Origin of the sequence: Sphingomonas sp. MJ1 (PH-R8), from assembly GCF_048058635.1 — a bacterium.
Lineage (GTDB): Bacteria > Pseudomonadota > Alphaproteobacteria > Sphingomonadales > Sphingomonadaceae > Sphingomonas.
Genome location: NZ_JBBEFX010000015.1, coordinates 65,728 through 85,468, shown reverse-complemented (window position 1 = coordinate 85,468; position 19,741 = coordinate 65,728). Strand labels below are relative to the sequence as shown.

Annotated in this window: 21 protein-coding genes; 13 read left to right on the top strand and 8 right to left on the bottom strand. The window is 69.0% G+C overall.

Annotation, left to right across the window (positions count from 1 at the left end; all coding sequences use genetic code 11):
• Positions 1-162: 162 nt before the first annotated feature.
• Both VPH46_RS12905 and VPH46_RS12900 read right to left on the bottom strand, forming a co-directional pair.
• Positions 163-1,746: a sensor histidine kinase gene (locus VPH46_RS12905; protein ID WP_272695240.1), complete on the bottom strand. Its 1,584-nt coding sequence runs from the start codon at positions 1,744-1,746 to the stop codon at positions 163-165.
• A 10-nt stretch (positions 1,747-1,756) separates the two neighbouring features.
• Positions 1,757-1,933, bottom strand: a complete 177-nt coding sequence (locus VPH46_RS12900) for a NepR family anti-sigma factor (RefSeq protein WP_164521170.1) — start codon at positions 1,931-1,933, stop codon at positions 1,757-1,759.
• 278 nt (positions 1,934-2,211) lie between these two features.
• Here VPH46_RS12900 and VPH46_RS12895 point away from each other — a divergent pair, with 278 nt between their 5' ends.
• The 10 genes from VPH46_RS12895 (at position 2,212) to VPH46_RS12850 (ending at position 11,585) form a co-directional block, all read left to right on the top strand.
• Positions 2,212-3,012, top strand: a complete 801-nt coding sequence (locus VPH46_RS12895; protein ID WP_125959014.1) for a response regulator — start codon at positions 2,212-2,214, stop codon at positions 3,010-3,012.
• A 36-nt stretch (positions 3,013-3,048) separates the two neighbouring features.
• Positions 3,049-3,183, top strand: a complete 135-nt coding sequence (locus VPH46_RS12890) for a hypothetical protein (protein WP_260153890.1) — start codon at positions 3,049-3,051, stop codon at positions 3,181-3,183.
• A gap of 111 nt (positions 3,184-3,294) precedes the next feature.
• Positions 3,295-3,927: a sigma-70 family RNA polymerase sigma factor gene (locus VPH46_RS12885; protein ID WP_125959013.1), complete on the top strand. Its 633-nt coding sequence runs from the start codon at positions 3,295-3,297 to the stop codon at positions 3,925-3,927.
• Positions 3,928-4,375: 448 nt separating this feature from the next.
• Positions 4,376-7,045 (top strand): bifunctional [glutamine synthetase] adenylyltransferase/[glutamine synthetase]-adenylyl-L-tyrosine phosphorylase, encoded by a 2,670-nt coding sequence (locus VPH46_RS12880; protein WP_416611803.1) that lies wholly within the window; start codon positions 4,376-4,378, stop codon positions 7,043-7,045.
• Positions 7,042-7,503 (top strand): peroxiredoxin, encoded by a 462-nt coding sequence (locus VPH46_RS12875; RefSeq protein WP_416611801.1) that lies wholly within the window; start codon positions 7,042-7,044, stop codon positions 7,501-7,503. The genes VPH46_RS12880 and VPH46_RS12875 overlap by 4 nt, the downstream gene beginning before the upstream one ends.
• On the top strand, positions 7,500-8,294 hold the full coding sequence (locus VPH46_RS12870) for a ferritin-like domain-containing protein (protein WP_416611799.1): 795 nt from the start codon (positions 7,500-7,502) through the stop codon (positions 8,292-8,294). Before VPH46_RS12875 ends, VPH46_RS12870 begins: the two co-directional genes overlap by 4 nt.
• 110 nt (positions 8,295-8,404) lie before the next feature.
• Positions 8,405-9,589 (top strand): M23 family metallopeptidase, encoded by a 1,185-nt coding sequence (locus VPH46_RS12865; protein WP_416611797.1) that lies wholly within the window; start codon positions 8,405-8,407, stop codon positions 9,587-9,589.
• Between the two features lie 83 nt (positions 9,590-9,672).
• Entirely contained in the window at positions 9,673-10,014 is a 342-nt protein-coding gene (erpA, locus tag VPH46_RS12860) for an iron-sulfur cluster insertion protein ErpA (protein ID WP_416611795.1), read from the top strand.
• A 9-nt stretch (positions 10,015-10,023) separates the two neighbouring features.
• On the top strand, positions 10,024-10,794 hold the full coding sequence (gene xth / locus VPH46_RS12855; RefSeq protein WP_416611793.1) for an exodeoxyribonuclease III: 771 nt from the start codon (positions 10,024-10,026) through the stop codon (positions 10,792-10,794).
• Positions 10,791-11,585, top strand: coding sequence for a transporter (locus tag VPH46_RS12850; RefSeq protein WP_416611791.1), 795 nt, complete (start codon positions 10,791-10,793; stop codon positions 11,583-11,585). The genes xth and VPH46_RS12850 overlap by 4 nt, the downstream gene beginning before the upstream one ends.
• A gap of 84 nt (positions 11,586-11,669) precedes the next feature.
• Here VPH46_RS12850 and VPH46_RS12845 read toward each other — a convergent pair whose 3' ends face one another.
• Positions 11,670-11,999 carry an SMR family transporter gene (locus tag VPH46_RS12845; RefSeq protein ID WP_416611807.1) on the bottom strand — a complete coding sequence of 110 codons (330 nt, stop codon included), beginning with the start codon at positions 11,997-11,999 and terminating at the stop codon, positions 11,670-11,672.
• A gap of 402 nt (positions 12,000-12,401) precedes the next feature.
• Between VPH46_RS12845 and VPH46_RS12840 the strand changes: the two genes are divergently transcribed.
• On the top strand, positions 12,402-13,028 hold the full coding sequence (locus VPH46_RS12840; RefSeq protein WP_416611789.1) for a hypothetical protein: 627 nt from the start codon (positions 12,402-12,404) through the stop codon (positions 13,026-13,028).
• Between the two features lie 103 nt (positions 13,029-13,131).
• Here VPH46_RS12840 and VPH46_RS12835 read toward each other — a convergent pair whose 3' ends face one another.
• Positions 13,132-13,656, bottom strand: coding sequence for a DUF1697 domain-containing protein (locus VPH46_RS12835; RefSeq protein WP_416611787.1), 525 nt, complete (start codon positions 13,654-13,656; stop codon positions 13,132-13,134).
• A 261-nt stretch (positions 13,657-13,917) separates the two neighbouring features.
• Here VPH46_RS12835 and VPH46_RS12830 point away from each other — a divergent pair, with 261 nt between their 5' ends.
• Positions 13,918-14,199, top strand: coding sequence for a hypothetical protein (locus tag VPH46_RS12830; RefSeq protein WP_416611785.1), 282 nt, complete (start codon positions 13,918-13,920; stop codon positions 14,197-14,199).
• Between the two features lie 51 nt (positions 14,200-14,250).
• On the opposite strand, the gene VPH46_RS12825 is transcribed toward VPH46_RS12830, so the two are convergent.
• The gene (locus tag VPH46_RS12825) at positions 14,251-15,405 is read right to left on the bottom strand and encodes an N-acetyltransferase (RefSeq protein ID WP_416611783.1); all 1,155 of its coding nucleotides are present in this window, start codon (positions 15,403-15,405) and stop codon (positions 14,251-14,253) included.
• Positions 15,406-15,577: 172 nt separating this feature from the next.
• Here VPH46_RS12825 and VPH46_RS12820 point away from each other — a divergent pair, with 172 nt between their 5' ends.
• Positions 15,578-16,675, top strand: coding sequence for a fatty acid desaturase family protein (locus VPH46_RS12820; protein WP_416611781.1), 1,098 nt, complete (start codon positions 15,578-15,580; stop codon positions 16,673-16,675).
• A gap of 51 nt (positions 16,676-16,726) precedes the next feature.
• On the opposite strand, the gene VPH46_RS12815 is transcribed toward VPH46_RS12820, so the two are convergent.
• From VPH46_RS12815 to lptF, 3 genes are all read right to left on the bottom strand, one after another.
• Positions 16,727-17,137, bottom strand: a complete 411-nt coding sequence (locus VPH46_RS12815) for an endonuclease domain-containing protein (RefSeq protein WP_416611779.1) — start codon at positions 17,135-17,137, stop codon at positions 16,727-16,729.
• A gap of 178 nt (positions 17,138-17,315) precedes the next feature.
• Positions 17,316-18,413, bottom strand: coding sequence for an LPS export ABC transporter permease LptG (gene lptG, locus VPH46_RS12810; protein ID WP_164521168.1), 1,098 nt, complete (start codon positions 18,411-18,413; stop codon positions 17,316-17,318).
• Positions 18,410-19,609 (bottom strand): LPS export ABC transporter permease LptF, encoded by a 1,200-nt coding sequence (lptF, locus tag VPH46_RS12805; RefSeq protein WP_416611776.1) that lies wholly within the window; start codon positions 19,607-19,609, stop codon positions 18,410-18,412. The genes lptG and lptF overlap by 4 nt, the downstream gene beginning before the upstream one ends.
• Positions 19,610-19,741: the final 132 nt, after the last annotated feature.

Here is a 19,741-nt window from a genome sequence, read left to right as displayed (position 1 = left end):
GGGTAGACGCTTCCGGGCCCGTGTTCTGGATAGCGAGAGCGGGGGGGCATAAGGTCGCTATCCGAAGAACAAAACGTCGCTTGGGGGCGGTGGTTCCGGGGAAAAACGCTCGGAGAGATTCTTTTTTCCGCAGCGGCGTAACGACCCGCGGAAAGCCGTGGATCAGCGCGCCGAACGTGCGCTGATCGCAATTTCATAGGCGCCCACCAGCGGATCGTGGTGGAGAGGGGAGCGCAGCTGGCGCGAGAGGCCCAACAGCACCCGGCCATAGCGCGAGGCGACCAGCTCGCTCAGTTCGGCGCTTTCCACCAGCGCCGGCGAACTCACCCGCAACACCACCTGCTCGGGCTGCGACACCTTGGCCGAGATGCGGGCCTGGGTGCTCGGATTGACCATCATCGCCAGCTCGATCAGCTCGGTCAGCAGGAACGAGACGGCGACGCCGACGTCCTGCGACACCAGCAGCGGCTCGACATCGATGGTGATGCCGAGGCCGGAGGCGTGTTCGGGGGCGGTGGCACGGATGTTGGAGGCGAGTTCGCCGATCACCGCGCGCAGCTCCAGCCCGCGATTCTCCTCCAGCTCGGCGAAATGGTGGCGGTGCACCACCGCCAGCGCGTCCACCCGGCGCTGGATCGAGGCATAGGCCTCGCTCGCGTCGGCACTGGGCGCGCTGCGCGCATGGAAGTTGATCAGGCTGGCGATCACCTGGAGGTTGTTCTTGACCCGGTGATGGACCTCGCGCGTGAGCTTGGTCTGGCGCACCAGCCCTTCGGCGAGGTTGCCCTCATGCTCCTGCACCGTGCGGGTGATCGCCTGGAAGGTCTCGCCGAGCTCGGCGATCTCGTGGGCGGGGACCGCGCCATAGTCGACGCTGCGGATTACCTCGCCCGGGGTATAGGAGGCGACGCTCGCGCGCAGGCGGCGCAGCGGGCGGATCAGCAGGCGGTCCACCACGAACCAGCCGATGCCGGCGGCGGCGGCCCACATCAGCAGCGGCAGCAGCATCGCGACCAGCACGGGCGAGGTGATCGGGGCGCTGCGCACGGACATGGAGAAGGCGAGCTCGTCAAAGCCGAGCGGCACCACCAGCGTCTCGCGACGTTCGAGCGCTCCCCTGCGAGGCAGGCCCTGGAGCTGGAGCGGCATCTCGTCGCCACGCTGCAGCTCGGCAGCATAGGGGGGCACGAAGCCGCTCGGGCGGGCGACGTCGGCCAGCACTTCGGTCGGGAAGAAGGCGTCGGCACGCGTGCCGTTGGGCGCATCGGGCAGGTGGACCAGCAGGCCCTGCGCCGGGAGCAGCGTCACCTGGAGGCGGCCGGGATCGGACAGGGCGGGCAGCGGCACCGGCAATTGCGCACCGCACAGCGTGCGGCCGGTCGCATCGGCGATCTCGAAGCGGATGCCGGCGGCGGACTGCTGGGCGAAGATTCCCTGAACGCGGGCGCAGCTGGGCGCGTCCTGGACATCGCTGTCGATGGCCCGCAGCGCGACGCGTAGCGCCGTCAGGTCGCCGACGAGTTCGTTGGCAAGCGCACGCGACGCCTCCAGCCCGGCCACGCGCAGGCGCGCGCGCGTCTCTACGTCCACCGTCCGCGTCGTCTGCAGCGTCGCGAACAAGGCGATCAGCGCCAGCGGCAGCAGCGCGATGCTGAGAATCAGGAAAACACGCGCACCCGTCGTCAGGTGCTGAAACGCCGCCACAGGCACCATCGGCCTGCGGCGTTCGAGATCGTCTTCGGCCACGAAGGTGGCGCTATTTCAGCTTGCTGAGCAGGTCGAGCATCTCGTCGGGGATCTCTTCCCCAGCGGCATCCTGATAGACAGCGCGCAGCGCGTCACCGACGTTCTTCTGCTTGCCTTCCTCAGGCTTCTGCTTGCCGTCCGCGGTTGCGGCGCGTTCCTGCCGTTCCGTTTCGTTCGAACCCGTCACCAACTGCACACCCTAAGCCCCCTAAGCGCGGCACCCGTGCCGTGCACTACATGAACAAATGCGGCCACGCCAACCCGATGGATGCATGCAGCGGCTGCCCGCATCCGCATGCAGGCAAAGCACCGGCGCATGGCGTGAAACCAAATTCGTCCTCGTTGGTTCCAACCCCGACGCGAAATCGGGGGAGAGCGTCTCTTCCGCCGTCGTGAAAGTGAATTGCAAACGTTTGGACGGCTCCCCAGAATGGCCGTCCACCTCTGGAGGAGACCTACCCGATCATGTCGCTTGGACAGCAACTGGCGCCGCATCTTCCTTTCCTGCGGCGCTACGGTCGTGCGCTCACGGGCAGCCAGTCGGAAGGCGACCGCTACGTGCGCGCCGCCCTGGAGGCGATCGTGGCGGCGCCCGAGGAATTCCCGCGGGACGTCGATCCCCGGCTTGGCCTCTATCGTACCTTCCAGGCGATCTGGTCGTCGACTCACCCGGCCGAAGACGCCGCACGCGAAGAAGCGAGCGGGGACCAGGAAGCGATCGCGCGTGCCCGGCTCGCCCGCATCGCGCCGCTGTCGCGTCAGGCGCTGCTGCTGACCGCGATGGAAGGCTTCACCAACGAGGATACGGCCTATCTGATCGACACCAGCGAAGAAGAAGTCGAATCGCTGGTGGCCGAGGCGCTGCGCGAGATCGAGGCGCAGACCCGCTCGCGCGTGATGATCATCGAGGACGAGCCGCTGATCGCGATGGACCTGGAAACCATCGTGCGCGACCTGGGCCATGACGTGACCGGCGTCGCCGTCACCCGCGACGAGGCGGTGGCGCTGGCGATGGAGGATCGCCCGGGCCTGGTGCTCGCCGACATCCAGCTCGCCGACGACAGCTCGGGCATCGACGCGGTCAAGGACATCCTGGCCGAGTTCAACGTGCCGGTGATCTTCATCACGGCGTTCCCGGAGCGGCTGCTGACGGGCGAGCGGCCGGAGCCGACGTTCCTCATCACCAAGCCGTTCCAGCGTTCCACCGTCAAGGCGGCGATCAGCCAGGCGCTGTTCTTCGACCAGTCGACGGTGCCGACGATCTGATACGGAGCCAAAACGATCCTGGGGGGTTTAGGCAGAATGGTCGACGATAAGCGAACCCATCTGAACACCGATCGTGCCCGTGCGGGCACGACCCCCGGGATGACCCGCTACATCCTGGGGGTGTCGCTGGCGCTGGTGATCGTCATTTTCGCGATCATTCTCTGGTCCTGACCCGCGACCGGACGTCCGGCCGGCGCGCCCGCTGGCAATCGACGGACGCATCCCCTATGTTGGCAACACGGCGCCGTCGCGAGCTTGCGGCCGCCCACCGATCGGATTTTCATGACTGAACCGGAAGTTACGGGCGAAGAGACTGGTGCGACCGAGCACGTCGCGCTGTCCGACCCTGAGTTCAAGAAGCAGCTGGCGCAGGTCATCCCGCACCTGCGCGCCTTCGGACGCTCGCTTTCCGGCAGCCGCGATCTTGCCGACGACCTGGTCCAGGAAACGCTGTTGAAGGCATGGGCGGCGCGTCAGCGCTTCCAGGCCGGCACCAACATGCGTGCCTGGACCTTCATCATCCTGCGCAACCTCTATCTCTCCCAGATGCGCCGCGCGCGCTTCAAGGGCGAGTGGGACGATCTGGTCGCCGACCGCATCCTGGCGGCCCCGGCCAGCCAGGATCGCCACGTCGAGCTTTCCGACATGCAGCGTGCCCTTCTCCACCTGCCGCAGCCGCAGCGCGAGGCGCTGATCCTGGTTGGGGCGGGCGGCTTCGCCTATGAGGAAGCGGCCGAGATCTGCAACGTGGCGGTGGGCACCATCAAGAGCCGCGTCGCCCGCGGCCGCGTGGCGCTCGAGACCCTGCTGACCGAGGGCCAGCTTCCCACCCGTGCCTCGCACCCGGGCAATGGCGAGCAGAGCGCGCTCGAGGCGATCATGGGCGAGGTCAACGAGCTCAGCCGGGACCGCTGACGGCCGGCTCTGCCGGGCTTCTGCGCAGGCAGGGCCCGGGTCTCGCCGCGCAACGCCGGTGGCCGCGCGCCTGCCTCCGGGCCGGTGCGGCACTTTCCAGAACGAGAAGCAGGAACCGGGCGGCCAGGCTTCCGAGCCCGCGGCCGGCCGACGGGCTGCGTCAGTGTCGGTGGCTGATACCGTCCAGCAGGCGGAGGTAGGGCGCGAACTCGTCTGGCAAGTTCTCCATGCCGTCGAAGCTCTGACGAAGCGCGTTTCCGATCGCGTCGCGGGGCCGGGGGCGACGCACAACGACACCGCGCGACCTGTTCGCGTCAGAAACGGCATCGGGGGCCCGGCGGGGTGGCGAAGTAACCATCGGCCTAACAACTCAACATCTTGATATTTGTTGCTTTCGCATCGCGCTTTTGTCGTTGCGCCCGCGTCCCGAACCATCGCACCAGAGGGCATGGACCTGAACTCGGCAATTCTGCGCGCGCGGGAGCACTCCCCGTTTCTTGCCCGGCTGTTCGAGCTGGAGGCGCCGCTGCTCGACGGCGTATGGATGGATGACCCGCTTGCGCATGCACGGGTCGACGATCCGGACATGGCGGTCGCGCGGCGGCTGCGGATCGAGCGACGGCGCGTTGCGCTGCTGGTGGCGCTGGGCGACCTTTCGGGCGAATATGACCTGCGCCGCGTGACGGGGCTGCTCAGCGCCTTTGCCGATCATGCGCTCGACGTGGCGATCCGCGCGGCGATCGAGGAGCGGACGCCGGGCGCGCCGCCGCAGGGGTTCGTCGCGATCGCGCTCGGCAAGCAGGGGAGCCGCGAGCTCAATTATTCGTCCGATGTGGACCCGATATTCCTGTTCGACCGCGCGACGCTGCCGCACCGCGAGCGGGAGACGCCGGACGAGGCGGCGATCAAGATCGCTCGGCGCGCGACCGAACTGCTCCAGACGCGCGACGGCGACGGCTATGTGCTGCGCGTGGACCTGAGGCTGCGGCCTGCGCCCGAGGCATCGCCGATCGCGCTGCCGGTGGGCGCGGCGATCAGCTATTATGAATCGCAGGCGCTGCCGTGGGAGCGGGCGGCCTTCATCCGCGCGCGGGCGGCGGCGGGCGACCTGGCGCTGGGGCGCCGGTTCCTGGTCGCGATCCGCCCGTTCGTGTGGCGGCGCGCGCTCGATTATGGCGCGGTGGCGGAAATCCGGCAGATCTCCGGGCGGATCCGCGATCATTATGCGCAAGGCCAGGCGTTCGGCCCCGGCTATGACCTGAAGCGCGGGCGCGGCGGCATCCGCGAGGCGGAGTTCTTCGCCCAGGTGCACCAGCTGATCCACGGCGGTCGCGATCGCAGCCTGCGCGCGCCGGCGACCCTGGATGCGCTCGCCGTGCTCGCCCGGGCGGGCTGGATCGCCCCCGAACAGGCCGCCACGCTGGCGGAGGGCTACACGCTGTTCCGCACGATCGAGCACCGGTTGCAGATGGTGGACGATCGCCAGACGCACAGCCTGCCGACCTCGCCGGAGGCGCTGGACAATGTCGCGCGCCTGCACGGGCTGGCAGACGGCGGCGCCCTGCTCGACCTGCTGCGCCCGAAGGTGGAGGGCGTGGCGGCGGTGTACGACACGCTGGGCGCGACCGATCGGCCCGCGGTGCCGGGCGATCCGCAGCTGCTGGAGGCGCGGCTGGGCGAGCTCGGCTTCGACCCCGCCGACCAGGCGGCGCGCCGCATCGCCGACTGGCGCAGCGGCCGCTATCCCGCGCTCCGCAGCCCGGCGGCCCGCACCGCGCTGGAGGCGGCGCTGCCGGAGATGCTGAGCAGCCTGGCGAGCGCGAGCGACCCGTACCAGGCGCTGATCCGGCTCGACGGCATGCTGGGGCGGCTGCCGAGCGCGATCAACCTGTTCCGCCTGCTGGAGGCGCAGCCGGCGCTCGCCAAGCTGCTGAGCGCGATCCTCTGCCATGCGCCGACCCTGGCGGAGGCGCTCGCCCGGCGGGCGACGCTGCTCGATGGGCTGATCGATGCGAGCGCGCTGGAGCCGGTGGGGGAAGGGGCGGAGCTTGCGGCCGAGATGGTCCCGCGCGAGGCGGGCGCGTCCTATGAGGCGGTGCTCGACCATGCCCGCGCGATCGTGGGCGAGAAGCGCTTTGCGCTCGGCGCGCAGATCATCGCCGGCACCAGCGACCCGATGACGGTGGCCGCCGGCTATGCCCGGGTAGCCGAGGCGGCGATCGAGACGCTGGTCGCCGCCACCGTCGCCGAGTTCGCGGCCCAGCACGGGCGGGTGCCGGACAGCGAGCTGGTGATCGTGGCGCTCGGGCGGCTGGGCGGGGGGCTGCTCACCCATGCCTCCGATCTCGACGTCGTCTACCTCTTCACCGGCGACTATCGTGCGGAATCGGACGGGCCTAAGCCGCTGGGGGCGGTGCTCTACTACAACCGGCTGGCGCAGCGGGTGACGGCGGCGCTGTCGGTGCCGACCGCCTCCGGCCCCCTCTACGAGATCGACACGCGGCTGCGGCCGTCAGGGGCGCAGGGGCCGCTGGTGGTTTCGCTGGAGGGCTTTGCCCGCTACCAGCGCGAGAGCGCCTGGACCTGGGAGCACATGGCGCTGACGCGCGCGCGGCCGGTGTTCGGCTCCGCAGGGGCGCGCGAACAGGTGGCCGGCATCATCCGCGCGGTGCTGGAGGGCGACCGGCCGGAGCGCGACATCGTCGCCGAAGCGCGGGAGATGCGGGCGGAGATGGCGCGGCACAAGCCGGCCGGCGGGCCGCTCGACGTGAAGCTCGCCCCCGGCGGGCTGGTCGACCTGGAATTCGCCGTGCACGTCGTCCAGCTGGTCCATCGCATCGGCTTCCACGCCGACCTGCCGGGCGCGACCGCGGCCTTGGAGGCGGCGGGGCTGCTGCCGCCGGGGCTGGTGGAGGCGCATGCGCTGCTGACGCGCGCGCTGGTCACCTTCCGCCTCGTCGCGCCCGATGCGCAGCTGCCGCCGCCGGCGTCGCGGGCGCTGGTCGCGCGGGCGCTCGGCCAGGCCGATTGGGACAGCACGGTTGCCTCGCTCGATGCGGCACGGCAACGGATTGCCGCCGCCTGGGCGGCAGTGAGCAACGGGAAGGATGCGGAATGAACGAGGGCGATGCCATTCCGGCAGTGACGCTGACGGCGAGCGACGGGACCGCCATCGATCTTTCGTCGGTGCGGCCGCTGGTGGTCTATTTCTATCCCAAGGCGGACACGACCGGCTGCACGCGCGAGGCGATCGACTTCAGCGACCTCCAGCCGCAGTTCCGCGCCGCAGGGGTCGAGGTGATCGGCGTGTCGAAGGACGCCCCTGCCAAGCTCGAGCGGTTCGTCGCCAAGCACGGGCTGGCGGTACGGCTGGCGAGCGACGAGGGGCCTGCGTGCGAGGCGTTCGGCGTCTGGGGCGAGAAGAAGCTCTATGGCCGCAGCTACATGGGGATCGAGCGCGCGACCTTCCTATTCGATGGCGAGGGGCGGCTGGTGCAGGCGTGGCGCAAGGTGAAGGTGCCCGGCCATGCCGAGGCGGTGCTGGCCGCTGCCCGCGCCATGAAGGCGGCCGGATGACGAGCATTGCCGAGGCCTCCCGCGCCGTTCTGGAGACTGCCGACCCGCGCACCAAGGTGAAGCGGGCGCGGGCGGCGGCGCGGGCGTGGCGGCGGGGCGAGCTGGCGTTCGCGTTCGACGTCGCCATGCCGGACCGGCCGGGCCGGCCCGAGCGGCCGGAACTGCTGCCGCCCAACCGCATGCCCAAGCGCGGCAAGGGCGGGTCGGAACGCGGGCGGCTGGCGCTGCTGCATGCCCTCGCGCACATCGAGTTCGTGGCGATCGACCTGGCGTTCGACGCCGCCGGACGCTTCGGGGCGGAGTTCCCGCGCGGCTTCACCGACGACTGGATCGGGGTGGGCGCGGACGAGGCGATGCACTTCGCCGTGCTCGAACGGCGGCTCCGGCACCTCGGCAGCCACTATGGCGCGCTGCCGGCGCACGACGGGCTGTGGGACGCCGCGACCGAGACCGCGCACGATGCGCTGGCGCGCCTGGCGGTGGTGCCGATGGTGCTGGAGGCGCGCGGCCTGGACGTCACCCCGGCCACCGTGGAACGGGCGCGGGCGGGCGGCGACGAGGCGACGGCGCGCATCCTCCACCGCATCTACACCGATGAAATCCGGCATGTTTCGGCCGGCACCCGATGGTTCCAACATCGTTGTAAAATCGAACGAATCATTCCCGCGCCGCATTGGCAGGCGCTGGTGCGGCGGCACTTCCGCGGGGCCGTTAAGCCACCGTTCAACGATTCAGCGCGCGCGTGTGCCGGTCTGACGCGGGATTATTATGAGCCGCTTGCAGAAAGCTGACGCGTCGGGCCAATCAAGGCTCGTCAAAGCGCGGAGGGGCTGCAGCTGAGACATCGATGAAGAGCGAACGGCCTGAAACCGCTCGCGAAACTTGGATCGCCGGACTCAGTATGACCATCAGCAACGTCGTCTCAGCCAACGCCGCGATTGCTAAGCGGTTCCGTCGTTTCTTCACTTTCCGCGATTTCATCCTGCACGATGGCCGCTCCGGCCGCCGCGTCCGCATCGCTGCCCGCACCCAGGCGCTTGCCGCGACCGCCGCTGCGCTAACCCTCGGCTTCTCGGGCTATGGCGTCGCCAACGCTGCGGTGGACACCGCAGCGGCAGCCGGCCTCACCCCGCAGGCCGAGCAGGCTGCCACCGTCGCCCAGATGCGGCAGCGGGTCCGCGCGATGGAGGCCAATGTCGCCGAGCTGCGCCAGGTCGCCGCTGCCCATGCCACCCGCATCGACCAGCGCCAGGCGATGATCGCCGCGGTGCTGACCGGCGAGGGCGATCCGGCAGCACTCGCCGACGCCGCGCTCGCCCCCCTGCCGCAGGGCAGCAAGGCCGTCGCGAGCGTGACCGCGCCGCTCCAGCGCGCCGAGCAGCGCCAGGCAGAGCTTGCCGCCAAGGCGCAGGAAGTCACCGCCGAGCGCTATGCGGAGACCGCCAAGCAGCTCCGCAAGCTGGGCCTGCGCCCCGAGAAGCTCGCGATGGGCGGCCCCTATGAGCCGGTGAGCACGACCGAGGCCGCCGCCGTCACCGCAGCGTCGAACGAGGCAGACGCCCAGTTCCGCAACCTATTCATGACCTGGAAGAAGCTCGACACGCTCGAGCAGGCGGCGATCGCGATCCCGTCGCTCCAGCCGGTCGACAACATCAAGCTGTCGAGCAACTTCGGCGTCCGCTCGGACCCGTTCCGCGGCACCGCCGCGATGCACGCCGGCATCGACCTTCCGGGGCCGATCGGCACGCCGGTCTATGCCACCGCCGACGGCATCGTCGGCCGGGCGCAGCGCGCCGGCGGCTACGGCAACCTGGTCGAGCTGAACCACGGCAAGGGCATCCAGACCCGCTACGGCCACCTGTCGAAGATCCTGGTCGGCCCGAACAGCCGCGTGCGCCGCGGCCAGCTCATCGGCCTGATGGGCTCGACCGGCCGCTCGACCGGCAGCCACCTCCATTACGAAGTGCGCATCAACGGCGCCGCCGTGAACCCGATCCCCTATCTGCAGGCCGGCGACCAGCTGCTGGCGGCGCAGGATCGCGCGGCGCGCAACCGCCAGCAGGCGGTCGGCGGCCCGGCGAACTGATCGACGACTTTCACGAGACGGAGAGGAGAGGGGCCACGGCGACCATGGTTGCCGATGGCCCCCGTACCTCTTATCTCCGGCCCATGGCCACCATCCCTGTTTCCGAAGTCGGCCTGACGCCATCCGCCGCGGCCCGTGTCGCCGCGATCGCCGCGCGTCAGGGCAAGCCCGCCATCCTGCGCCTGTCCGTCGAGGGCGGGGGCTGTTCGGGCTTCCAGTACCGCTTCGGCCTGGCCGATGGTGCCGAGGGCGATGACAGCGTCACCGAGACCGATGGCGTCCGGCTGGTCGTCGACTCGATGAGCCTGGACCTGGTGCGCGGCGCGCAGGTGGATTTCGTGGAATCGCTGGGCGGCGCCGCGTTCAAGGTCGAGAATCCCAATGCCGCGTCGGGCTGCGGCTGCGGCACCAGCTTTTCGGTCTGACGCCCAAGCGTGCGCATCGTCACCTACAACGTCAACGGCATCAAGGCGCGCCTGCCGCGCCTGCTGGAGTATCTTGCCGAACAGACGCCCGACGTCGTCTGCCTGCAGGAGCTCAAGTCGAGCGACGAGACCTTCCCCGAGGCGGAGATCCGTGCAGCCGGCTATGGCGCGCTGTGGCACGGCCAGAAGGGGTTCAACGGCGTCGCCGTGCTCGCCAAGGGTGCCGACCCGATCGAGCGGCAGCGCGGCCTGGCCGGCGAGCCGGAGGACGAGCACAGCCGCTATCTGGAGACCGAGGTCGACGGCGTGGTGATCGCGTCGATCTACCTGCCCAATGGCAATCCGGTGCCCGGCCCCAAGTTCGACTATAAGCTGCGCTGGATCGAGCGCCTGTCCGATCGCGCCCGTGCGCTGCTGGCCGAGGAGCGGCCGGTGGTGCTGGCGGGCGACTACAACGTCATCCCCAACGACGACGACGTCTATTCGGTGCGGGCGATGGCGAGCGACGCGCTGATGCAGCCGGAATCGCGCCAGGGCTATCGCGCGCTGGTGGCGCAGGGCTGGACCGATGCGTTGCGCACCCGCTTCCCCAAGGGCGGGGTGTGGACCTTCTGGGACTATCAGGCTGGCGCCTGGCAGCGCGACGCGGGCTTTCGCATCGACCACCTGCTGCTGAGTCCGATCGCGGCGGACCGGATGCAGGATGCGGGCGTCGACAAGGACTATCGTGGCCGCGAAAAGGCGAGCGACCACGCGCCCACCTGGGTACGCCTGCGTTGAGGCAGATTGCCGGGGCCGCACTCGCGGCCGCGCTGCTGGTGCCCGTGGCTGCCCAGGCGCGGGACTATTGCCCGACGCGCCCGGGCCTGGGTGACAATCCGTGCGTGATGGAAAAGGGTGCCGTCTCGGTTGAGACGGCGCTGGCGGACTGGGAGCATGATCGCAGCGCCGAGGAGCGCACCGACACGCTGCTCGTCGCCGACACACTGCTGCGTTTCGGCGTCAGCGACCGCGCCGAACTGCAGCTGGAATGGCAGCCCTATGGCCGCGACGTGACCCGCGACCGGGTGCTCGGGGAAACGGAGCGCAAGGACCGCGTCGGCGACGTGACCCTCGGCGCGCGCGTGAACCTCGCCAATCCGGACGGCTCCGGCTTTTCCTGGGCGGTGCAGCCGTCCCTGACGCTGCCGGTGGGCCGCCAGCCGATCGGTGGCGGCGACTGGGGCGCGAGCCTGATCGTGCCCGTCGCCTATGCGCTCGGCGACACGCTCACGCTCGAACTGACGCCGGAGGTGGCGGCGGAGGTGGACGAGGACGGCCGCGGCCGGCACCTGGCCTATGGCAACGTCCTCGGCCTGGAACTGGACCTCACCGACGCGCTCTCCACCACGCTGGAAGGCGAGGTCCGGCGCGACGACGATCCGGTCGAGCCCGCCACCACTGTCCGCGGCGCGTTCGCGCTGGCGTGGATGGCGAACGACGACACGCAGCTCGATGTCGGCACCGCCCTCGGCCTCGACCACGACACGCCGGACCTGCGCCTCTACGCCGGGATCGCCCGCCGCTTCTGACGCCTGCCGGCGCCGTCCGCCAGCGTGACCAGGTCGACGGCTGAGCGGGGATGGAGCGGACATCGAGCATCCGCCGCCCTTGTCCTAGTGCACTGCCGCTTTCGAAAAGACGTTCATCACGACCACGCCACAGATGATGAGGCCCATGCCGACGATCGCCGGCGCGTCGAGCTTCTGCCCCTGGAACACTGCGGCGACGGTGGCGATCAAGACGATCCCCACCCCGGACCAGATCGCATAGGCGATGCCGGTCGGGATCGTCTTGAGCGTCTGCGAAAGGCAGAAGAACGCAACTGCGTAGGCCACGGCCGTGATCAGGCTGGGGACGAGCTTGGAGAAGCCCTGGGACTGCTTCATGAACGTGGTGCCGATCACCTCCGAGAGGATCGCGATGGCGAGAAAGACGTAGTTCAGGGGACGCTCCGTGCGCTGGATCAGCGGGCGGGCTTGTTTGAGCGCAGCGCCCCCTGACCGGGTCAGGTCGACGCCGAGGCAGGGAAGAACCCGCCATGCGGGCGCAGGGGCTACCAGCCTGCTGCTCTATTTCCGGCAAGCCCTCCCTACACCGCCTTCGCCCGAGCGTCACGTCCGCAGCGAGCCGGTTGGAGTGGAGCGCTGCTGCGGGGTCCGCTCGATCGCGCAGAGGGTCTCTCCGCCGCAGCGATCGATCGACTTGAGGGAGGGCTCGGACCCCGCTCGCCGGCCAGGGCGATCCACACAGCACCGGACGGCCTGGACGCCGAATGAAAAGCGGCTTGACCCGCGCCCCGGACCGCTGCGATGCCGCCCTCGTTACGCGAATGGGGGGCAATCGCAGTGCACGTTCATATTCCGAAGATGCCGCATTCGGTGCGCGAATTCCTGGTCGAAATCAGCACCATCACCGTCGGCATCCTGATCGCGCTGAGCCTGGAGGCGGGCGTGGAAGCCTTGCACCATCAGGAACTGGTGGAGCAGGCCCGTGCGAACCTTCGCCGGGAACTCAAGGACAACCGCAACGGCCTGGAAAAGGCGCTGGCGACCGAACGCAGCGCCGTGGCCGGCCTGAACCGCATGTCGGCGTATCTTCAGTCTGAATCCGCTGGTGAAAAGGCGGCTGGCGAAAACATCGCGATCAACATCGATTTCACCGAGATGCGTACTGCAGCCTGGGAAAGCACGGTCGCTACGCAAGCTTTAGCCCACATGCCCTACGACGAAGCGCAGGCCTTGGCGCTGGCCTATTCCGCCAGCCGCACCTTCAACGGGCTCCAGCAAGAAGCGCGCAAGCCCTATGTCGAGATGGCGGCCACCATGGCTGACGATCCGACCTCGATGAGCAAGGAGCAGGTGGCCGAGACGCAACGCGCGATCCGCCTCAACCGGATGTACGCGACCACCACCGTGCAGACGGGGGAGGACCTGCTGAGGGTCTACGACCGTGCTCTAGAAAAGCTGGACTGATGCCCAGGCGCGGCGGCTTGCACCCGTTTGCCGCCGCAGGTGCCTTGGAAACCCTGAGGCTATCTCGTGAGCGTCCGCAACGGAGCGTCCCGGGACCCACGACCTAGTCGAGCATGCCGGCGATGGTGCGCACCGTGCGCAGGTTGCGGGTCGTCCAGATGCCGGCGCCCGGGCCCAGTCCCATCTTCGAGCGGCCGGCGCCGTCGCCGAAATAGAGCCACAGCGCGTCCCCGCGAAGCTCGACCCGCTCCCGCGCCCCGGCACGGCTGCGCAGCGCGGCGGCATCGGCGGGCGTCGCCGCTTGCTTACCGATGCAGAGCATCAACAGGTTCGGCTCCCCTTCGCCTTCGGCCGCGAAAGGGTGGTCGACCAGATACGCCCGCCATTCGGCCGCCGAACGCGCGACCACGTCCACCGCAAAGCCGAAGCGCCGCTCGATCGCCTGCTCGAGAACCGCCTCGGCCGCCCGAGCAGGCACGTCGCTTGCGAACACCAGGTTGCCGCTAGCCACATGGGTGCGGGCGTCCCGGAAGCCAATCTCCTGCGCCAGCATCCGCAACTCGGCCATCGGCACCCGGCGATGGCCGCCGACGTTGATCCCCCGCAAGAGCGCGATGTGACTGGGCATGGCGACCTGCTGTTGTTGCCGCGAATGCCTATCACAAGGTCGCGGGAGTGCCACTGTCCGGCCAAGCAAAGCTAACCCAAATGGTCGTTTTGAAATCCGCGCCACCTGTCGGCGAAATCCACCATGGTTCGGCGGCGAAAGACGCCAGGGCTCAAGGCGCGTCGAGCTAAGTCCTTGAAAACCCGTGACGCCGCTGTTTGGCACGCATGATGCACTACCCTGTTTGTCAGCCAAGTGGCTGCCTAGTCAGGGAGAAAGATCATGACCATCCGTGTTGTTGCCGCCGCCGCTGCCCTCGTCCTGGGCGTTGCCACCGTCGCAGCCCCGGCCATGGCCGAGCCCCGCACCGTGCCGGCTCCCACCACCACCACCACCGAGAGCGTCGACACCGCGAGCACGCCGTCGGGCACCAAGGCGAAGCGCGAGACCCGCTACTGCGCCGAGACGGAAGTCACCGGTTCGCGGCTGCCGCGTCGCCAGTGCCAGACCCGCGAAGACTGGCTGCGCGACGGCGTCGATCCGCTCGACTATCTGCCGCGCTAAGAAAGACGGTGCGCCGGGGGCAGGGCCCGCCCCCGGCACCGCCGACCGGCGTTACAGCGCGCGCTGGTAGACCTGATAGACGCGGTTGATCCGGCTCTGGATCGCATCGGCGATCGCGATCATCCCCTGGTTGTCGTCCAGGATCCAGCCGATCTCGCCGCGCGACGCGCCGTAATGGGCGACGGCATCGCGGCGGATATATTCGATCATCATGAAGGCCAGCTGGCTCGCCATGCGCGACGACTGCAGCCGCTTCACCACCCCCATCAGCGGCACGCGCATCGTCCGCACCTTCGGCCGGCGCAGCCACAGCAGCAGCTTGGCCCAGCCGAACGGGAGGAGCGAGCCGTTCAGCGGCTTGATCGCCTCGTTCATGTCCGGAAGCGTGATCATGAACGCCACCGGCTGCCCATCCAGCTCCGCGATGCGGATCAGGTCCTCGAACACGATCGGCTTCAGCTTCTTGCCGACGTCGTCGATCTCGGGCTGGGTGAGCGGGACGAAGCCCCAGTTATCGGACCAGGCATCGTTGAGGATGCCCAGGATCACGGCCGCTTCCTCGTCGAACCGCGACTTGTCGACCTTGCGGATGCGGATGCGGTCGTTCTTCTCGCCCGACTGGATGATGCGGTTGACGATCGGCGGGAAGGACTGGGTGATGTCCAGCTCATAGGTGACGAGCTGCTTGGCGGGCTGGTAGCCGGCGGCTTCCACCCAGCCCTGATACTCGGCCCGGTGGTGGCCCATCAGCACGGTCGGGTCCTGGTCGTGGCCCTTCACCAGCAGGCCCGGCTCTTCCCAGACCGACAGGCTCACGGGGCCGACCGCGCGCGTCATGCCCTTGCCGCGCAGCCATGCCTCGGCCGCGGCGATCAGCGCGGCGCCGGTGGCGGCATCCTCCGCCTCGAACATGCCCCAGAAGCCGGTGCCGGGGCCGAAGCCCTGTTCGGCCGGCATGGTGAGGGCGAGCGTGTCGAGGTGGGCGGAGATGCGCCCCACGACCTTGCCGTCCCGCTCGGCCAGCATCAGCTGCACCTCGGCGTGGCTGAACCAGCCGTTCTTCTTGGGATCGATCTGCCCGGCCACTTCGCTCTTGAGCGGCGGCACCCAGTGCGGGTCGTTCGCATAGAGGCGGAAGGGCAGGTCGATGAACGCCTTGCGGTCCGCCTTCGACTGGACGGGACGGATCGTCGGTTGGGTGGCCACGCATGCCTCCGGAAGAATGGAATGGGCCGCGTGTAGCGTCGCGGGACCCGGAAGGCGAGGGGAGGGATCGAGGGGGCCCGTCACAGTGATTGATTCAAGTCATCAAGCCGGCACAGTCCGGTGCCTACACATGCCACGCTGTCGCCACTATCTCAGCGCTATGGAACAGGTCATGGAACCCACGCTTGCCCTTTCGCGGGATGCCGCCGGATCGGCGGACGCCCGCGTCGTCCAGCCCAGGCCGCGCATCCTCGACGACAAGACGATGCTGCGCACGGCGGCCGAGCTGACGCGCGACCTCAACACGCCGAACCGCGCCTTCTACTGGGGCGACCTGATCGGATCGGCGGTGCTGGGCTATGGCGCGCTGGTGGTGGCGGTGCTCGCCTCCTCGACGCTGGTCACGGTGCTGGCGGCGGTGGTGTCGGTGCTCCCGCTGTACCGCGCGCTGCTGTTCATCCACGAAGTCAGCCACATGAAGCATTCGGCGCTGCCGGGCTTCCGGCTCGGCTGGAACCTGATCGCGGGCATTCCGATGCTGGTGCCGTCCTTTATGTACGAGGGCGTGCACAACCTGCACCATGCCAAGACGCGCTATGGCACCGCGGACGATCCCGAATATCTACCGCTCGCGCTGATGAAGCCGTGGACGCTGCCGGTGTTCATCCTGGTGTCGCTGCTGGCGCCGATCGGCCTGTTGATCCGCTTTGCGATCCTTTCGCCGCTGTCCTGGCTCTCGCCCAAGCTGCGCGAGCTGGTGATCGCGCGCTATTCGTCGCTGTCGATCAACCCCGCTTTCCGTCGCCGCATCCCGGCCGGCGAGCAGCGGGTGCTGTTCGACCGCCTCGATGCCGCGGCGAGCGTGTGGGCGATCGCGCTGGTGGCACTGGTTGCGACCGGCGTGATCCCGATGCGCGGCTTCCTGATCGGCCTGGGCATCGGTTCGGCGGTGGCGCTGCTCAACCAGGTTCGCACGCTGGTCGCGCACCTGTGGGAGAATGAGGGCGAGCAGATGACGGTGACCGCCCAGTATCTCGACTCGGTGAACGTGCCGCCGCCGTCGCTGCTGCCGGGCCTGTGGGCGCCGGTGGGTCTGCGCTACCACGCGCTCCACCACCTGCTGCCGAGCCTGCCCTATCATTCGCTGGGCGAAGCCCACCGCCGGCTGAGCGCGGTGCTGGAAGAGGGCTCGCCGTATCACAAGGCGAGCTACCGCAGTGCGCTGGGCCTGATGCACCGGATTGGCAAGAGTACGATGGTCCGGCGCTAAGGGGCGAGGAAGGAAGAGGGCGGTCCGAGAGGCCGCCCTTTTTCGTATCGGCTAGCTCCAGCGCGGACGCCTGTTCCTCCCCTCCCTGGAAGGGAGGGGCTGGGGGTGGGTACCGCCGAGGCACTCGGCGGCTTCCTCCAGGATGTGCTCAACGGCGCCGTCCGTATTGGCGAGCACCTCCGCATTCCACAGGCGCAGGACGCGCCAGCCCTGCGCTTCCAAGTATGCCGTCCGGCGTGCATCGGCCTTGACCGCGTCGAGATGCTGGCTGCCATCCAGCTCCACCGCCAGCCGCGCCTGTCGGCAGGCAAGATCGACGATGAATGGTGCGATGACCAACTGGCGTGTGAAGGCCGGACGATAGCGGGCGATGCGGTGCCAGATCGCAAGCTCCGCCTCGGTCGGGTTGTTGCGCAGCTCGCGCGCCCGGGCGGTTAGGGTTGGATCGACGCGGCGGAGCATGGGGCCAGCGTAGAGCGGCTTCGCTTCGCTCGCCAACCCACCCCCGGCCCCTCCCTTGCAGGGAGGGGAGTTGTTGCGTCGCTGAGGCTCATCTTCTCCCCTCCCTGGAAGGGAGGGGCAGGGGGTGGGTACCGCCGAGGCACTCGGCGGTCTTGCCCTCCGGGGGAGGATTGAGCCGCTATTCCTCCGTTCGGATCAGCACCAGTTCGCCGATCAGCAGGAACAGCAGGAACGGCGCCCAGGCGGCCAGGAACGGCGGGTAGGCCCCCAGATTACCCATCGCGAGCGCGAAATTGTCGGCGACGAAATAGGCGAAGCCGAGAGCCATGCCGATCACCGCGCGCACGAACAGCCGGCCGGAACGGGCTACGCCGAAGCCGGCGACCGCGCCCAGCAGCGGCATCAGCACGGACGACAAGGGGCTCGACAGCTTGTGCCACAGCGCGCCGTCGAGCGCCTTGGTCGGGCGGCCGGCGGCCTCGAGATCGGCGATCGCGTCGCGCAGCGCGCGGAAGGAGAGGCTGTCCGGGTCCACCGAGGCGAGCGTGAACTGGTCCGGCCGTACGCCCGAGGCGGCATGCAGCGTGCCGAGCTGCTCCATCTTGCCGGTGGCGACGGTGAAGCGGGTCGCGCCGTCCACGCGCCACTCGCGCCCGTTGAACCGGCCCTGCTTGGCCGTCAGGATCGACAGAAGCCGGCCGCCCTGGCGTTCATAGACGGTGATGCCGCGCAGCACCGCCGCATTGCCGCGCCCCTGGATGCGGTCGACGCGGATCAGGTTGGCGCCGTCTCGTACCCACACGTTGCCGCGCTCGCCGCTGTCGACCGGCAGGGGGCCGTAGTCGACCTTCTCCCACTGGGTGAGCGTGGCCGTCGCGCGCGAGACGATGCGGTCGTTGAACAGGAAGGAGATGGCCGCGACGCCCAGGCTCGCAACCAGCAGCGGGGCGAGCACCTGGTGCGCCGACAGCCCCGAGGCCTTCATCGAGATGACTTCGCTGTTCTGGTTGAGCTGCATCAGCGTCAGGATCGTGCCGAGCAGCACCGAGAAGGGCAGGAAGCGCGCGATGATCTGCGGCATGCGCATCGAGACGTAGTGCCAGACCTGCGCATCGGTGTTGCCGGGATAGGCGAGGATCTTGGCGCTCTCGCTCAGCAGGTCGAGCGCCTGGAGCACCAGCACCAGGGCGGCGAGGATACCGAAGGTGCGCACCAGGAACAGCCGCACCATGTAGAGCGCGATCGTCTTGGACGGGAAGGGGGAGTTGGCCTTCATGCCCTTTTCTCCCGCCGGCGGCGGCCGGGCAGGAAGCGCACCATGGCCTTGAGCCCCTTGTCGAACACGCGTTCCAGGGCGCCGATCGGCTGGCCGCCCGGCACATGGGCGATCGTATAGTACATCCAGAACACCAGCCCGGCGAAGATCAGGAATGGCCCCCACAGCGCGATCGCCGGGTCGACACGGCCGAGCGATCCGAACGCTTCGGCATATTCGTTCACCTTGTGATAGGTGACGATCATCACGATCGAGAGGAACACGCCCAGCGCCGACGTCGAGCGTTTGGGCGGGACCCCCAGCGCCAGCGCCAGCATCGGCAGCAGGAACATGGTCGCCACCTCCACCAGGCGGAAGTGGAAATTCGCCCGCGCGCTGGCGCGCGTCTCCGGCGTCTCGCCCTGGTCGCGGCCGATGATCGCGAGCTCCGGCAGCGTGCGCTCAAGGTCGCGGCCGCCGCGCGCGCGGAAATTTCCGAACTTGGGCAGGTCGATCGGCAGGTCGTGCGAGCTGAAGCTCAGCACCCGGGGCGTGCGAAAGCCCGGCTGGTCGTGCAGCAACGTGCCGTTGGTCAGGCGGAAGATGATGGTGTTGGGATCGTCGGTGCCGAGGAACTGGCCGCGCTCCGCGGTCGCCGCCAGCCAGCCGCCGTTCGGCCGCGCCACCCGCACGAAGATGCCGCGCAGCTCGGCGCCGCCCTCATGGCTCTCCTCGATGCGCAGCGTCATGCGGTTGCCGAGGTTGGTGAACTCGCCGATCTTGATCGACGCGCCGAGGGCGCCCGAGCGCAGTTCGAACCGAAGCCCCTCGTAATTGTAGCGCGCCCAGGGCTGGACGAAGCCGACGATGGTCAGGTTCAGCAACGCCAGCGCGATCGCGTAGAGGTACGGCGTGCGCAGCAGCCGGCCGTAGCTCATGCCGACGCCGCGCAGCACGTCGAGCTCCGACGTGGTGGCGAGTTTCCGGAAGGCGAGCAGCACGCCCAGCATCAGCCCGATCGGGATGCCGAGGCCGAGATACTCGGGCAGCAGGTTGGCGAGCATGCGCCACACGACGCTGACCGGGCCGCCCTCGGACGCCACGAAGTCGAACAGCCGCAGCATGCGATCGAGCACCAGCAGCATTGCTGCGATGATGAGCGTCGAGAACAGCGGCACCGCGATGAGCCGCGCCATGTAGCGATCGATCGACTTCATGCGGGGGGCGATGTGCTTTCGAGGGCGGTTGCAGGAATCCCGCAGCTATAGCGGAGGGGCGGGCCTGTGCCAGCCCCTCGATCGGTGTTGGTCCTGCGCAGTCCACTACCCGTCATGCGGACGAGGGTGCGC